The sequence below is a fragment of the Microbacterium sp. NPDC087868 genome, assembly GCF_044900755.1.
Taxonomy (GTDB): Bacteria; Actinomycetota; Actinomycetes; order Actinomycetales; family Microbacteriaceae; genus Microbacterium; species Microbacterium galbinum.
Window position 1 is genome coordinate 537,250 of record NZ_JBJDNO010000002.1, and the last position, 14,241, is coordinate 551,490.

General features: G+C 69.6%; 18 protein-coding genes. 8 read left to right on the forward strand and 10 right to left on the reverse strand.

The features are described from left to right. Positions 1-45: 45 nt before the first annotated feature. Positions 46-735: a hypothetical protein gene (locus ACI2JZ_RS08025; RefSeq protein ID WP_404597142.1), complete on the forward strand. Its 690-nt coding sequence runs from the start codon at positions 46-48 to the stop codon at positions 733-735. Positions 736-933: 198 nt separating this feature from the next. Here the strand turns inward: ACI2JZ_RS08025 and ACI2JZ_RS08030 are convergent, their stop codons facing one another. From ACI2JZ_RS08030 to ACI2JZ_RS08040, 3 genes are all read right to left on the reverse strand, one after another. Beyond that, on the reverse strand, positions 934-1,626 hold the full coding sequence (locus ACI2JZ_RS08030) for a GntR family transcriptional regulator (RefSeq protein WP_404597143.1): 693 nt from the start codon (positions 1,624-1,626) through the stop codon (positions 934-936). Between the two features lie 242 nt (positions 1,627-1,868). Then, positions 1,869-2,573, reverse strand: coding sequence for a hypothetical protein (locus ACI2JZ_RS08035; RefSeq protein WP_404597144.1), 705 nt, complete (start codon positions 2,571-2,573; stop codon positions 1,869-1,871). Positions 2,574-2,811: 238 nt separating this feature from the next. Continuing rightward, entirely contained in the window at positions 2,812-3,180 is a 369-nt protein-coding gene (locus tag ACI2JZ_RS08040; RefSeq protein WP_404597145.1) for a hypothetical protein, read from the reverse strand. A 199-nt stretch (positions 3,181-3,379) separates the two neighbouring features. Between ACI2JZ_RS08040 and ACI2JZ_RS08045 the strand changes: the two genes are divergently transcribed. The 3 genes from ACI2JZ_RS08045 to ACI2JZ_RS08055 are packed head-to-tail and all read left to right on the forward strand — an operon-like array spanning position 3,380 to position 4,070. Continuing rightward, on the forward strand, positions 3,380-3,589 hold the full coding sequence (locus tag ACI2JZ_RS08045) for a hypothetical protein (RefSeq protein WP_404597146.1): 210 nt from the start codon (positions 3,380-3,382) through the stop codon (positions 3,587-3,589). Then, entirely contained in the window at positions 3,589-3,840 is a 252-nt protein-coding gene (locus tag ACI2JZ_RS08050) for a hypothetical protein (RefSeq protein WP_404597147.1), read from the forward strand. Before ACI2JZ_RS08045 ends, ACI2JZ_RS08050 begins: the two co-directional genes overlap by 1 nt. An 11-nt stretch (positions 3,841-3,851) precedes the next feature. Further along, the gene (locus ACI2JZ_RS08055; RefSeq protein ID WP_404597148.1) at positions 3,852-4,070 is read left to right on the forward strand and encodes a hypothetical protein; all 219 of its coding nucleotides are present in this window, start codon (positions 3,852-3,854) and stop codon (positions 4,068-4,070) included. Positions 4,071-4,087: 17 nt separating this feature from the next. Here the strand turns inward: ACI2JZ_RS08055 and ACI2JZ_RS08060 are convergent, their stop codons facing one another. From ACI2JZ_RS08060 to ACI2JZ_RS08075, 4 genes are all read right to left on the reverse strand, one after another. After that, positions 4,088-4,609, reverse strand: a complete 522-nt coding sequence (locus ACI2JZ_RS08060; protein ID WP_404597149.1) for a DUF805 domain-containing protein — start codon at positions 4,607-4,609, stop codon at positions 4,088-4,090. 65 nt (positions 4,610-4,674) lie between these two features. After that, positions 4,675-4,977 (reverse strand): hypothetical protein, encoded by a 303-nt coding sequence (locus tag ACI2JZ_RS08065; protein ID WP_404597150.1) that lies wholly within the window; start codon positions 4,975-4,977, stop codon positions 4,675-4,677. Further along, positions 4,974-5,300, reverse strand: a complete 327-nt coding sequence (locus tag ACI2JZ_RS08070) for a hypothetical protein (RefSeq protein WP_404597151.1) — start codon at positions 5,298-5,300, stop codon at positions 4,974-4,976. The genes ACI2JZ_RS08065 and ACI2JZ_RS08070 overlap by 4 nt, the downstream gene beginning before the upstream one ends. A gap of 336 nt (positions 5,301-5,636) precedes the next feature. After that, positions 5,637-6,548: a LysR substrate-binding domain-containing protein gene (locus ACI2JZ_RS08075; RefSeq protein ID WP_404597152.1), complete on the reverse strand. Its 912-nt coding sequence runs from the start codon at positions 6,546-6,548 to the stop codon at positions 5,637-5,639. A gap of 138 nt (positions 6,549-6,686) precedes the next feature. Here ACI2JZ_RS08075 and ACI2JZ_RS08080 point away from each other — a divergent pair, with 138 nt between their 5' ends. After that, positions 6,687-7,385, forward strand: coding sequence for a gamma-glutamyl-gamma-aminobutyrate hydrolase family protein (locus tag ACI2JZ_RS08080; protein ID WP_404597153.1), 699 nt, complete (start codon positions 6,687-6,689; stop codon positions 7,383-7,385). 178 nt (positions 7,386-7,563) lie between these two features. Here the strand turns inward: ACI2JZ_RS08080 and ACI2JZ_RS08085 are convergent, their stop codons facing one another. From ACI2JZ_RS08085 to otnK, 3 genes are read right to left on the reverse strand one after another with little or no spacing between them, the layout of a single operon-like run. After that, positions 7,564-8,364, reverse strand: coding sequence for a DeoR/GlpR family DNA-binding transcription regulator (locus tag ACI2JZ_RS08085; RefSeq protein ID WP_247624259.1), 801 nt, complete (start codon positions 8,362-8,364; stop codon positions 7,564-7,566). A 12-nt stretch (positions 8,365-8,376) separates the two neighbouring features. Beyond that, a complete protein-coding gene (locus ACI2JZ_RS08090) occupies positions 8,377-9,033 on the reverse strand; it encodes a class II aldolase/adducin family protein (RefSeq protein WP_404597154.1) in 657 nt (218 codons plus the stop codon). Next, positions 9,017-10,264: a 3-oxo-tetronate kinase gene (otnK, locus tag ACI2JZ_RS08095; RefSeq protein ID WP_404597155.1), complete on the reverse strand. Its 1,248-nt coding sequence runs from the start codon at positions 10,262-10,264 to the stop codon at positions 9,017-9,019. The genes ACI2JZ_RS08090 and otnK overlap by 17 nt, the downstream gene beginning before the upstream one ends. 166 nt (positions 10,265-10,430) lie before the next feature. Here otnK and ACI2JZ_RS08100 point away from each other — a divergent pair, with 166 nt between their 5' ends. Genes ACI2JZ_RS08100 through ACI2JZ_RS08110 form a run of 3 tightly spaced genes read left to right on the forward strand, consistent with a single transcriptional unit; the run spans position 10,431 to position 14,067 of the window. Continuing rightward, entirely contained in the window at positions 10,431-11,729 is a 1,299-nt protein-coding gene (locus tag ACI2JZ_RS08100; protein WP_404597156.1) for a homoserine dehydrogenase, read from the forward strand. Further along, a complete protein-coding gene (locus ACI2JZ_RS08105; RefSeq protein ID WP_404597157.1) occupies positions 11,726-12,697 on the forward strand; it encodes an amidohydrolase family protein in 972 nt (323 codons plus the stop codon). Before ACI2JZ_RS08100 ends, ACI2JZ_RS08105 begins: the two co-directional genes overlap by 4 nt. A gap of 59 nt (positions 12,698-12,756) precedes the next feature. Then, complete coding sequence (locus ACI2JZ_RS08110; RefSeq protein ID WP_404597158.1) at positions 12,757-14,067, forward strand: MFS transporter; 1,311 nt, start codon at positions 12,757-12,759, stop codon at positions 14,065-14,067. The last annotated feature ends 174 nt before the right edge of the window (positions 14,068-14,241 follow it).

The following is a 14,241-nucleotide window of genomic DNA, read 5'->3' on the forward strand; positions in this document are numbered from 1 at the left end:
AACGGGCGGGGCCATCAGGCCTCGCCCGTTCACCGCATCCACGACATGTCACGCATACATCTCTTAACTGTCACCCGTTTTGCAGCCGTGCTCGCGATCGCACTGCCGGTGCTGGGCCTGCTCGGCTTCAGTGGGGCTCCGGCGGCCGCCGCCGAGCAGTCGGCGCCGAACATCGCGGTCACGCTCACGAGCGACGCCGAGGCTCTCGCCGCGGGGGAGCGGATCACCTACACCGCCGAGATCGTGAACAGGGGCGAGGCCGTTCAGGCCCGCGTGGTGCTCACACCGCCCACCTACGTCGCACTCGGCTCGCTCGACGGGGCCGAGGTCGACGGAAACGAGGCGACCTGGTCGCTCACCCTCGGAGCGGCCGAGACGAAGACGATCGAGATCCCCGCGCGGATCGGCGACATCCCCGAGGCCGAGCTGCGGGCGACCGCGCTGCTCAGCCTCTACGTCGGCGATGGGACGAGTCCGCTCGTGCGGACCGCCTCGGCGGACCCGATCGACGGCGTCGACGACGTGCAGACCGAGGCCAGTCCGCTGCCCGGCATCCTGCTCGCGGTGGGAATCGGCTTGGTCGTGGTGCTGATCGCGCTCGCGGTCGTGTTCGTCGTGCTGCAGCGCCGTCGTCGCGCCGCAGAGGAAGCGGCCAAGCGCGACGCATGGGTCGGGTACGCGCGCCGCGAGTCGCAGCCGACGGATGCCGAGGTCGAGACGCCCGAAAGCGGCTGAATCTCGTGGTGGGGCCCTTCGACAGGCTCGGGGACCCAGTTTCTTCACGTGAATCTCGTGGTGGGGCCCTTCGACAAGCTCAGGGACCCAGTTTCTTCACTGGGTTGCTGAGCCTGTCGAAGCACCCCCACGCACCGGCATACGACGAAGGGCCCGGGGCAACGCGGAACGCGTGCACCCGGGCCCTTCGCAGAGCTTCTAGCGGATGCCGAAGATGCGCCGCATCGCCGTCTCGGCGCCGTCGCCGTCGCGGCGTGCGATCGCGGTGGCGAGTTCGCGGCTGGCCCTGCGCGCGGAGTCGACCTCGCGCGACGAGTACGAGAGCCGGCGCAGTGCCCGCAACAGCGAGAACTGGCGCTCGGTGAGCTCGGCGTGGAGGATCGGGCTGCCGGCGCGAGCCGACAGGAAGAGCAGGAGGTCGAGCGCGGCCGTCGCCGCCTCGGCGGGCGAGCCGATGGCCTCGAGCAGCCCATCGATGCGGGAGACGGCGGTCTCGGCATCCGTCGTCGACAGCGACGCGACCGCCTGGCGGGCGGCGATGCCCCCGCAGTAGCCCGCCCAGCGCCGGCAGTCCTCGGCGATCTGGCGGGTCAGCGGTGTCACGCGCGTAGCTCGAGACGGGAGCACATCGATCATGCCGATCTGCTGCAGGCGCAAGATCGCTTCGCGCACCGGCGTTCGGGAGATGCCCATCTGCTCGGCCAGTTCGCGGTCGCGCAGCAGCTCGCCGTCTTCGAGCACGCCTGACGCGATGGCCGTTCCGATCTCGAGGAACGCCTCGTCGCCGAGATAGCGACGCTCACGCCGCGGCTCGCCACCCAGGTACGCCTCTGCGCGGGGTACCCCCAGCGTTCCCGGGAGGGGGTCGGTGAGAGCCAAGTCCTTCGGCATCCGCGCCCTCTTCGATGCCTTGCGGGGCCGTACGCGGACTTCGTCCAGGATGACGCTCATCTCTCACCAATCGACTCACTGTGGAGGGTGAAGGGAGCGGCGCACCACACTCCGCCCCCTTCACGCGACACTCCCCTGGAGCCGCCGCGTAGATGAGGGAACCGACTACCCCTCAAAAGATTGACGAGCGAGCGTCAGGAATCTGACGCTCGCTCGTCGAATCGGCGACTGAGTGCAGGAAATCAGCTCTTGATCGGCAGCACCTTGAACTTGCCGGTCGTGCCCGGAGCGGGCGGAACGACGACGGCGAACTCGCTCTTGCCCTGCGTCGGGGCGATGACGACCTCGGCGGGGATGCCCGGTGCGATCACCGCGGCGGGGATGCCGGTGAGCACGCCCGCCTTCGTCGCGCTGGTGGTGAACGCCTTGAGCGCCTTCTTATCGAGGCTCGTGACGTAGGTCTGGAACTGCAGGGCGATCGCGTCGAAGCTCCCGTCGGGGATGCTCGGGTGCGAGATCAGCACGGTGTCGACCGTCTGGTTGCCGTTCTTGACCTGCAGCCCGGTGTAGCGCTGCTTGCCGACCCAGCCGCGCGACTGGAAGTCGGTGAAGAGGTTCGCGCCCGCGTTCTTGCGCGTCGCGAAGTGCACGATCAGCAGGATGATGCCGAGCGGCACGAGGATGAGCGGGGCGAAGGAGTAGACGTACGACCACACCTCGCTGCGTCCGCTCGAGTACTCGAAGAGGTCGGGGCGGAAGAGCAGCTGCGGGATGTACTCCCACGCCCAGTCCACGGCCTGACCGGTCGAGAAGAGGTTGAACGCGAACGCCGCGGCGCCGAGCCCGAGGCTCGTCCAGCCGAGGCTCGAGACGGTGCGTTTGCCGTCGACCGCCTTCGCGAAACCTTCGGGCGTGGACAGTTGGTGTTGGACGGTAGCCAGGGTCATGCGCCTGAGCATAGCGAAACCTGTGCGGCCGCTATGGCGGTGGACATGGGGAGTAATCCCCACCGGGGTGGCCGGCATCCGCATGCGAGAGATGCCGGCCACCTGCGGTGGACGACACCCCCATGCCGCCCACCTGTGGCCTCGATATTCCCGGATCGAGGGCGGAAGCGAAGACCGAGACTCCGCTTCCACATCTATTGACGGATGGAGTGCAGGAATCTGTCGCAGATTCCGGAAATCAACCGACGGCGGATTCGAGCTGCCAGCGGATCTGCTCGAGCGCGGCGGCGTTCTTCTCGGCGTCGTGCGGGCTGAACGGGCGGTCGGGCGCGACGTCGAGCGAGATCTGCACCTCGCACCCGCGGCGCATCGGGGTCGAGGTCACGCCGACCTCCATCTCCCAGTTCCAGATCGTGCGCTTCGTGCGGAATCGCAGATGCTGTCGCGAATCGTCGACCTGCAGATCGGTGTGCTCGCCGCCGATCACGATCTGTTCGACGGCGGCGGCCACGGCATCCGCGTCGGCGTGCACGTGGAAGCGCGCGTGCGCGGCGGAGTCGGGCGCGGTCAGCAAACCCGGTGACCAGAGAGGGATTCCCTCGCTCATGTCGTCGTTCCTTTCCCCAGTTCGAACGATGCGGGCGCGATGCCCCCTTAGGAGACGAGCGAGGGGGCGATTTCTTACGCGGGTGCTCGAAATCGAGCCGGATGGGACGGAGTGCGACCGATCGCGAGGCCGATCTCGTCATGTGGATGAGGGGGCGTGCGTGTGAGGCGACGCCGGCGCGATGCGAGGGGGAACGGTCATGGATCAGTGGAAGTGGAATCTCGGGCAGGCGGGGATCCTGTTCCTCGGCGCGATGGTGTTCTCGCTCGTCATCGCGGCGGTCGGCGCCAGTTGGTGGGTGGCACTCGTCGTGCCCGCGGCGTTCCTGTCATCGGGGATCATGCTCACCCGGGCGCTGCGCGAGCGCCGTCGTGAGCGTCGGGTCACCCACACGGAACGGCGCCCGTGATGACGACGTTGGCGTATCTGCTGCAGGGGCTCGTGTTCCTGGTCGTCGGCGGCATGCTCCTGCTCGCCTGCGACGATCGGCACGTCATCGAGGCGATCCTCACGCTGATCCTGGTGTTCTCGATCTCGGCGCTGGGGTTCTCGCTCGCGCTGCGCGAGCGGGCGCGCGAACGCGCGACGCCGCGCCGACCGAGCAGTCGCCGGTATTGGGCGGTGGCCGCGGCATCCGGTTCCGTGCGGGGCGAGGGCTGAGGGGCGGGCGGATGCCGCGTTGGCGCTGGTTCTTGGTGCAGGGCGTGCTGTTCCTCGCCGCGGGGGTGCTCTTCGCGCTCGCGCTCGTGGTCGGATCCGCGGGGGTGTGGGTGGGGGTTGCCGCGCTCGTCAGTCTCGTGATCGCCTCGGTCGCCCTGTTCCTGGGGTGGCGGGAGCGGCGGCGGATGCTCGACGAGGAGGCGCGGTCACGGCGACGACGCCGGCCGTGAGGGGCCGGGCGGCCGCGTCAGGTAGCCGGGTCGAACCGGCGGCCCTCTCGCTTGGCGGGCTGCAGCATGAGCACGAGCAGGAAGAGACCGCCGACGGCCGGGAGGAACGACAGGAAGAACCACGCCCCGGCGAGGCCCGCGTCGTGCAGGCGGCGCCAGGTCAGGGCGAGCCACGGCACCACGAGCGCGAGGGCGATGACGCCGCCGATCGCGGCCCCGAGCGGGATGAGCAGTGCGGCCGTCGGGTCGTCGAGGATCGCCGCGCCCGTCGTGCCGACCGGCATCGCGGAGTCGAGGTCGGTGCCGGCCGAGACCGTGAGCTGGCTGGTGATCGAGTGCGTGATGCCGGAGGTGAGGCCCACGGTCAGGAGGGCGTTCGGCACGAGCGTCACGAGGAACACGAACAGCGCCACCCACCAGAACTCGCTCTTCGAGGCCCGCCCGGTGAACGTCGCGAACTGACGGAAGAACCGGCTCACCGCCTGCGCGAACGTCGCGCGGTACAGCGGCTGGGACAGGGGAGCGGATGCTGCGGACATGGGTCTCCTCGAAGGTGGGCCGAGACCATCCTCTCGCGGAACAGGGAGATCAGGGCGGCGACGGCTCAGGGCTCCCGGTGTCGACGGACCACCGCGTGGATGCCGTAGCCGATCAGCGCCGGGAGGATGCAGAGCAGCGCGATCTGCAGCACCGGATCGAAGAGGGGGTGATTCCAGAGGAACACGATGCCTCCGGGCATCGCGGCGGAGAAGAAGATCATCGCCCCGAGGCTGCGGGGTCGCGCCGGGCCGCGCGCTTCCCGCTTGCGGCGGCGGAGGTGGCCGAGGGTGAGGCCGTACGCCAGTGAAACGAGTGCCAGTGCGATCGCGACGGCGATGCTGATGGTCGTGGCGAGCTGTTCGGTCATCGCGCTCCCTCCGAGATCGAGCGATCCTCGTGACGAGCGGTCGAGCGGCTGGCCCGCACATGGCCGACGATCCACTCGACGCCGGCCCCCACGACCGCGGGCAGCGCGATCAGGAGCAGGTATTGCAGCCAGAGGGGCTCGATCGCCGGGTGCTTCCACAACCAGAGAGCGCCGATCATCACCCACATCGGAACCAGCATCGCGATGGTTCGCCTGTTGCGGTCGAGCCTGCCGCGGCGTCGTGACGCGATGAGCGTTCCGGCGATGAACATCCAGAAAGCCAGCACGATCGCGTAGAGGGCAGGAACAACGGTCTCCCACATGGGGATCCCCTTTCGCTCGTCGACCCTCCCCAGGATGGACAGCGAGTCGGCGACGATACGGACTGATTCTGGACGGCGCCTGAGTGGCGGCATCCGCTCATCGAGACGTGTGCGAGCGCCGGCGGCACAGAGAAGAGGGAGGGCGTTGGGGCGCCCTCCCTCGGGATCCGGTCGTGGGGACCTGGATCGGATGCCGGCGGGGAGGCCGGCTGCCGGCGGGGAGGCCGGCGAAGGTAAGAAGCCCTTCACTGGTTAAGACGCCGTATATCGGTTTTCGTGACGCGACCACCGGGGTGAGTTTTCGGCGGGTCCGGGGTGAGAAGCCGATGCCGGGGACTACGCCGAGACGGGCAGCGACCGGGCGGCGTCGTGCAGGCAGTCGATGAACGCGGTGAGAACGGGGCTCTCGGCCCGGGCCTGGCGAACGGCGAGCAGCTGGGTCGTCGGTGAGCCGGCGAGCGGCACGACGGCGATCGACGGCGGAACGAGCTGGCGCACCGACTCGGGCAGGATGCTCGCACCCATGCCTGCGGCGACGAAGCCGAGCGCGGTCTCCTGGTGGGCGACCTCTTCGATCACACGGGGCGTGCGGCCGCTCGCCCCGAGCACCTCGGCCACGCGATCGACGAAGCCCGGCATGAGCGCGCGGGGGTAGGTGATCATCGGTACACCGGCGATCTGCTCGGCCGTGACCTCGGAGAGGCCGGCCAACGGATGGTCGACGGGCAGGCAGGCGACGAGGCGCTCCTCGAAGACGACCTCGCAGGTCAGGGGAACGGATGCCGGCCCCTGCGGCGGCACCTCGTCGCGCACGATGCCGACGTCGAGCGTGCCCTCGCGCAGCCGGGCGAACTGCTCGCCCGAGGTGAGCGGAACGAGACTGAGCGTGACCTTCTCGCGGCGGGCGCGGAAGAGCTGCACGACGCCGGGGAGCAGGGTGTAGTTCGCCGAGCTGACGAAGCCCGCGGTGAGGTGACCGGCGAGGCCGTCGACGTAGTCGCGCATGTCGGAGCGCACCGATTCGACCTCGTCGAGGATGCGACGGGCGCGCTCCTGCAGATGCCGGCCGGCCGGGGTGAGCGAGACGCGACGGGTGCTGCGCTCGAACAGCGCGGTGCCGACCTCCTGCTCGAGCCGGCCCACCTGCACGCTCAGCGGGGGCTGCGACATGTGCAGCCGCTGGGCCGCGCGGCCGAAGTGGAGCTCGTCGGCGACGGCCATGAAATAGCGCAGTTGACGGAGCTCCATGAGGGCACGATACGTGTCTCGTATTACCGCTCCGTTACGGGGAGATTGCGAGCGAAAAGGTATCAATAACGCATTTGACCTGGGGTTATTCGCACGGTTTCCTGGTGCTGGAGGAGTACCCATGACCGAGGCATCCGCATGACCGCCCCGCACGTCGCTCTCTTCCATGTGCGCACCCACCGGCCCCGCGCCGCCGCCGGGTACCAGGCCCTCCTCGACTCGCTCAACGAGGCGGCCGTCGCCGCCGTCGAGGGGCTCGGATGGACCGCCTCGCTGCACGCCGCGGCCGAAGACCCCGAGCCCGAGCTGCGGCAGGCCTCGCGCGAGGCCGATGTGGTCGTGATCCTCGGCGGCGACGACATCGAACCCGGACTCTACGGTCAGCGGGACCGTCGGCCGCGAAGGTCGCCGTACGAACGCCGGGCAGACCGGCTGCAGATCGCCGTGATCATGGATGCCGTGGGCGCCGGGCGCCCGCTGCTCGGACTGTGCCGGGGACATCAGCTGCTCAACGTCGCCCTCGGCGGGAGTCTGTTGCAGCACGTTCCCGGGCACCGGGGGCCGGGGGCGGAGCCGTTCATCGCCACGACGCTCGACTTCGCGGCCGTCGCGCCGGGGCTCGCGCCGCCCGCGCTGTGCACACACCATCAGGCCATCGACGAACTCGGCGAGGGGTTGGTGGCGCTCACGCGATCCGACGACGGTGTGATCGAGGCCATCGCCCACGAGACCCTGCCCCTGCTGGGGGTGCAATGGCATCCCGAGCATCCGCTCACCGCCGCGACGCAGTTCGGCGCGCTGCTGCGAGCGGTGCATGCGGGGGAGTTGGTGGCGTAGGAGTCCCGCCCCGTGTTGCGGAGGAGTTCTCGCGTAACGGAGGAGAGTTTGCGGCATCCGATCCTGCGTTGCGTGTGATCTCCTGCGGAGCGGGGCCCTTCGTCTCGCTGCGCTCGCCCAGGAGCCGGGTGTGTCGTGGGGTGCTTCGACTGGCTCAGCGACCCGGTTCGGGACGGGTCTAGACGCCGGTGCGGACGACCGTGACGCCGCGCTCTTCGATGCCGGCGGCGGTGGCGTCGCTCAGGCCCGCATCGGTGACGATCACGTCGAGGTCTTCGAGGTCGAACACCCGGTAGCGGCCGAACGAGCCGTACTTCGAGCTGCCGGCGACGAGCACCGTCTCGCTCGCGCTCTCGATCGCCGCGGTCTTCGGTGCGATCTTCGACTCGGTCGGGGTCGTGACGCCGCGGCGCAGATCCCACGACGACGACGAGAGGAACGCGATGTCGATCGACAGTTCGTGCAGTGTGAGAGCGGCGAGGCGCCCGGTGGTCGACTGGTTGGCCTTCTCGACGCGTCCGCCGATGGCGATGATGTCGGCGGTGGGGTGGTCGAGGAACGCGGCGATGATGGCGAGGTCGTTGGTCACGACCGTGAGGTCCTGCACCGTCTCGAGGTGCGGGCGCATCGCCTGGATGGTCGTGCCGGCGTCGAGGTAGATGGTCATCGACTCGGTGACGAGGGATGCCGCGTGGCGGGCCATCGCGTCCTTCTCGGCGACGTCCTGACGAGCCTTCTCGAACCGCGACGGCTCGGTGACCAGGCGCGAGGCGATCTTCGCCCCGCCGGGGGTCGCGAGCACGCGGCCTGCCTCTTCGAGCACGGCGATGTCGCGCCGGATCGTCATGTGGCTGACGCCGAGGATGCCGGTGAGCTGGCGGTAGCTGAGCACGCCCTCGCGGCGCAGGTGCTTGACGATCAGCTCGCGCCGCTGCTCGGGGATGAGCGGCGTGGCGGTGGCGTCGTCGGAGGGGGTCATGTCGTCGTCAGCCTAGCGAACGAGGGTGGATTCCTCGGTCCAGGGAGTGCCCCAGCGATCGGCGAGGGCGCGCACGTCTTCCGGCGGCAACAGGCGGCGGGGCTTGCCGTCGGTGAGCAGCGCGATGCGGCACGCCTCCTCCAGCTCGATCGCCGCTTCGACGGCGGCATCGAGGCCGGGTGCCGAGACGATCTGACCGTGGTTCGCGAGCAGTGCGGCGCGGAACGGGCCGGGCAGCGCGCGCATCTGCGCGGCGAGGTCGGGGTCGCCCGGCACGCGGAACGGCACCAGCGGCGTCTGGCCGACGCGCATCACGAAGTAGGGGGTGAGGGGCGGGATGGCGCTGTACTCGGACCATGGCTCGAGGCAGCTCGCGGCGACCGCGAACGGCGAGTGCAGGTGCACGACGGCGGTGTGCTCGACGTTCTTGGCGTAGAACGCGAGGTGCAGGCTCAGCTCTTTCGACGGCTTCGCGCCGCGCAGGTGCTCGCCGCCACGGGTGACGACCGCGATGTCGGCGTCGGTGAGGCGGCCGAGGTCGGTGCCGGTGCCGGTCATGTACACGACGTCGTCGACGCGGATGCTGACGTTGCCGCTGCTGCCGGGGCTGATGCCGGCGGCGGCGACGCGTGCGCCGGCCGCGATGAGTGCGTCAGTGGGAGTGGTCATCGAGCGCCCTCCAGGCGGTGGTGAACATGTCGTCGGCGCCGAAGTTGCCCGACTTGAGAGCGATGGTGACGGGGCCGTGCGCGGTTTCGGCGGCGCTCCAGCACACGCCGGGGGCGATGCGCGGTCCGATCAGCAGACGCTGGATGCCGAGGCGCTGCACGACCGCGCCCGAGGTCTCGCCGCCGGCGACGATCACCTGGGTGACGCCGAGTTCGGCGGTGGCGCGGTCGACGATCGCCGAAAGCACTTCTTCGATCCGGCCGGAGACGGTGTTGCCCTCGGGGCCGCGACGGATGTCGTCGAGCGACCCGACGGTGTAGACCAGCGGGATGCTGTCGGCGTCGAGCGTCTCGAGCCACGAGACCGTGTCGGCCACGACCTGCTCGGGATCGTCTGCGATCGCCTCGATGTCGAGCTTGCGGCTGGGGAGCGTGTGAGCGGCGTGCGCGATCTGCGCGCGGGTCTTCGCCGAGGCGCTGCCGCACACGATCAGGCGGCGGCCAGGGGTGACCTCGATCTGGGAGAGGGTGCCGGGGCGCGGTCCGGTCATCCCGAGGGCGAGACCCGCCCCGCCGGTGACGACGCGCCAGTCCGAGACGGCGGTCGCGATGGTCTCGAGATCGGCGTCGGTCATCGCGTCGACGACGGTGTAGCCGGCCGGCTCGGAGCCGAGGGTGCTGCGCAGGGCCGCGGGGCCCGCCCACACGGCATCCGCCCCCACCTCGTGGATCGGGCGCGCGGTCTGAGGGGCGAGGATGTCGCGCAGGCGCGACTGCGTCATCGGTGTGAGCGGATGCTGCCGCATGGGGGAGTGCTCGAGGAGCTCGTCGTGCACGAACAGGTGTCCGCGGTAGACGGTGCGGCCGTTGTCGGGGAACGAGGGCACGACGATCGTGCGGGTCTCGCCGAGTTCGTCGAGCACGGCGTCGAGGATCGGGCCGATGTTGCCCTCGGGTGTGGAGTCGAAGGTCGAGCAGTACTTCACGTAGTAGCGGCGGGAGCCGAGGGCCTCGAGGGCGCGCACGGCGCGGAGGGACTGGGCGACCGCGTCTCCGACCGGGGCGGTGCGGGTCTTGAGGGCGACGACGACGGCATCCGCATCGCCGAGCTCGGCCGGGTCGAGCGGGGCGTCCTCGATCGAGACGACCGCGCGGAACCCGCGCTGGCGCAGCGCGATGGCGAGGTCGGTCGCGCCGGTGAAGTCGTCTGCGACGGCGCCGATGTCGATCACGGTTCCTCCTTGGGAGTGGGTGCCCCCATTCCATCACGTGTGAACTGTTGTGAACAAATTTGAGAAATGTTTACGACTGTGAAACAGTGTTCGAGGCCGCAGGGAGAACCCGCTCCCGCCGCTCTCGTACGACCGCACGGAACGTCCCGTGCAGAGGGGACCACCGATGACCCGCGCTCCTATCCGCGTCGCTCTCACCGGCGCACGCGGAGGTTTCGGCCGCACGTTCCTCTCCCAGCTGCGCTCGATCGACCGTATGACGGCCACGCAGCTCATCGACCCCGATGTCGACGGCGTGCGCACCCTCATCGCCGACCTCGGCGGACTCCCCGACGCCGAGCCGATCCCCGGCCACGATGACGTCCGTTGGGACGAGATCGACGTGCTCGTCGAGGCTTCCGGTCGCGTCGAGGCGGGCTACCGCTACGCCGCCGAGGCCATCGAGCGCGGCATCCACGTCGTCATGGTCAGCAAGGAGATCGAGAGCGTCGCCGGTGTCTCGCTCTCGCGCGCCGCCCGCGCCCAGGGCGTCGGCTACCTGCCCGGCGACGGCGACCAGCCCGCCAACCTGCTGCGCCTGCTCGACTGGGTCGAGCGCGTCGGCCTCGAGGTCGTCGCCCTCGGCAAGTCCGGCGAGTACGATCTCGTCTTCGACCCCGCCACCGGAGTGCTCGAGCAGCAGGGCGAGCGGATCGAGGCATCCGCCCTCACCGACCACCTGTTCCTCGGCGACGACATCGACAAGACGCTCGCCGCCCGGGCATCCGTCGTCGCACCGCTCAAGCGCGCCGCCGCCGCCGACTCCTGCGAGATGGCCGTCGTCTCGCTCTACGCCGGCGCCACCGCCGACACCGAGCGCATGCACTACCCCGTCGCCCGCCCCAGCGAGCTAGCCGACATCTACGCCCGCCGGGCGGACGGCGGCATCATCGGCACCGACCGCACGGTCGACGTGTTCTCGGCATTGCGCCTGCCCGGCGAGACGAGCTTCGCCGGCGGCGTGTTCGCGATCGTTACCACCGGTGACCCCGAGACCTGGGACCTGCTCGCCGGCAAGGGTCACATCGTCTCGCGCTCGGGTCGTTACGCCTGCATCTACTGGCCGTACCACTTCATGGGCGTCGAGACCCCGCTCACGATCGACGCTCTGGTCGAGGGCACCTCGACCTTCGCCGAGCCCCGGCACCACACGGTGCTCGCCGCCCGCGCCGCCCGCGCGCTCGCCGCGGGAGAGGCGTTCGAGGTGCGCGGTCACCACCACGAGATCGACGGCGTCGCACCCGTCATCATCGATCGGGCGGATGCCGTCACCGACGCCGATGACACCCTCGCGGCCGCGTACTACCTGCTCTCCGGCGCACGCCTCGTGCGCGACATCGCCGAGGGCGAGCTCATCCGCCTCGCCGACCTCACGGGCGTGGCCGATGACGTGCGCACCGCCTTCGTGGAGGGTGTGCGGCTGTGAGCATCGAGAATGCTCGCCGGATCCAGGACACGCGCCTCCCCGAGGGGCACGATCTGCGCATCATCGACGCCCACCACCACTTCTGGGACCTCGACGGCGACGGCCACTGGCCCTGGATCCAGGACGAGTACAACGAGCAGTTCTTCCTCGGCGACTACAACGCCATGCGCCGCACCTTCCTGCCGCGCGAGTACCTCGCCGAGACCGCGGGCTGGACCATCCTCGGCACCGTGCACTGCGAGGCCGAGCGCAGCCGGAGCGAACAGGTCGCGGAGGACGACTTCCTGCAGGGGCTCAGCGACGCCACCGGCGGACGCTTCCCGATCGCCGCCGTTGCTCACGTCGGATTCCTGCAGCCCGACCGCGATGAGGTGCTCGCCGGGCACGCGCAGCGCTCCATCGTGCGCGGCATCCGCTCGAAGCCCGTCATCGCCGCACGAGCCGACGAGACCGCGACCGGCCCCGGCACCCTCCACGACCCCGCGTGGGTCGAGGGCATCGCGGCGCTGGCGGCGCACGGGTTCTCGTGGGACCTGCGCGTGCCGTACTACCACCTCGCCGAAGCAGCCGACGTACTCGCGGACTTCCCCGAGTTGACCGTCGTGATCAACCACTGCGGCCTGCCGCTCGACCGCGACGCCGACGCCCTGCGCGTCTGGCGCGACGGCATGGAACGCCTCGCCGCGCTGCCCGGCACCGCCGTCAAGGTGTCGGAGCTCGGCCTGTACCGCAACCGCTGGGACCGCTCCTCCAACGAGGAGGTCGTGCGCGACACCCTCGCGATCTTCGGCGCCGACCGCGCGCTGTTCGCCTCCAACATGCCGGTCGCGACCCTGACCGCCCCCGACTTCGACGAGGTGATGGACACGATCCTCACCGGCGCCGCCGGCCTCGACGCCGCGGGACTCGACGCCCTCTTCCACGGCACCGCCGCACGGGTCTACCGACTCGACGTGCCCGCCGTCTGACCCGTTACCGCTCACCCGAAACCCTCTGACACCCCCCCCTGAACCGACGAAGGACCCTCATGACGACCGTCAACGACGACAAGCTCTTCCGGAAGGTGATGCTGCGCGTGCTCCCGCTCGCGATGCTCGGCTTCTTCCTCTCGTACCTCGACCGTGTGAACATCGGCTACGCGCAGGCCACCATGAGCGCCGACCTCGGATTCTCGAACGTGGTCTACGGTCTCGGTGCCGGACTGTTCTTCATCGGTTACTTCATCTTCGAGATCCCCTCGAACCTCATCCTCGCCAAGGTCGGCGCGCGCAAGTGGATCGCCCGCATCATGATCACCTGGGGCCTGATCTCGGGCCTCATGTTCATCGTCGACAGCGAGTGGATGTTCTACCTGCTGCGCTTCCTGCTCGGTGTCGCCGAGGCCGGCTTCATCCCCGGCATCCTCTTCTACATGGCGCACTGGTTCCCCGCCAGCCGCCGCGGACGCGCCTGGGGCATCTTCTACATCGCGCTCGCCTCGTCGGGCCTCATCGGCGGCCCCGTCTCGGGCTTCATCCTCAGCGGCATGGACGGCGTCTGGGGCCACACCGGCTGGCAGTGGCTGTTCGTGATCGAGGCGATCCCCACCGTGCTCCTCGGTGTCGTCATCCTCTTCTGCCTGCAGGAGGACTATCGCAAGGTCACCTGGCTCACCGAACCCGAGCGCGATCGCCTCGGCTCCCTCCTCGCCGCCGAACGCGTCGATGAGGCCGAGACCCCTCTGCGCAAGGTCTTCACCAGCAAGCTGATCTGGCTGCTCACCGCCGTGTACTTCTCGTACAACTTCGCCCTGTACGGCATCAGCTTCTGGCTGCCGACCCTCATCGGCGACCTGGGCATCACCGACACCGTGCAGATCGGCTTCCTCAGCGCGCTGCCCAGCCTCGCGGCGATCATCTCGATGGTCACGTTCGGCTACCTGTCGGACCGCGCCGGCGAGCGCCGCAAGTTCATCGCCGCAGCCTTCCTGCTCAGCGCCACCGGCTTCGCGATCTGCATCATCGCGGGCACCGACCCGGTCTGGGGAATCATCGGCCTGTGCCTCGCCAACGCGGGTGCCCTGTCGATCCCGGCGATCTTCTGGAGCTTCCAGACCTCGATGCTCGCCGGCACCGCCCTCGCCGGCGGTATCGCGCTCATCAACTCGACCGGTAACCTCGCGGGCTTCGCCGCCCCGTACCTGATCGGCTTCGTGAAGGACACGACCGGCGTCGCGACCGTCGCCCTGTACATCACGGGCGGCATCATGATCGTCGGCGCGATCCTCACGATGACCGTGCGGCAGCATCGCGCCGTCGCCACGGCGAAGGACCTCCCATCGGAGCTCGTCTCGAAGTAGACCCCCCCCCGCTACCGAGACCGGCCGAGCCCCCGCAGACAGCGCGTCTGCGGGGGCTTCGTCGTGGGCGGCCCTTCGTCTCGCTGCGCTCGCTCAGGAACCGGGGCTACTCGGACACCCGGTTCCTGAGCGAGGAGCGAAGCGACGAGACGAAGGGCCGAAACGCGCCGGAAA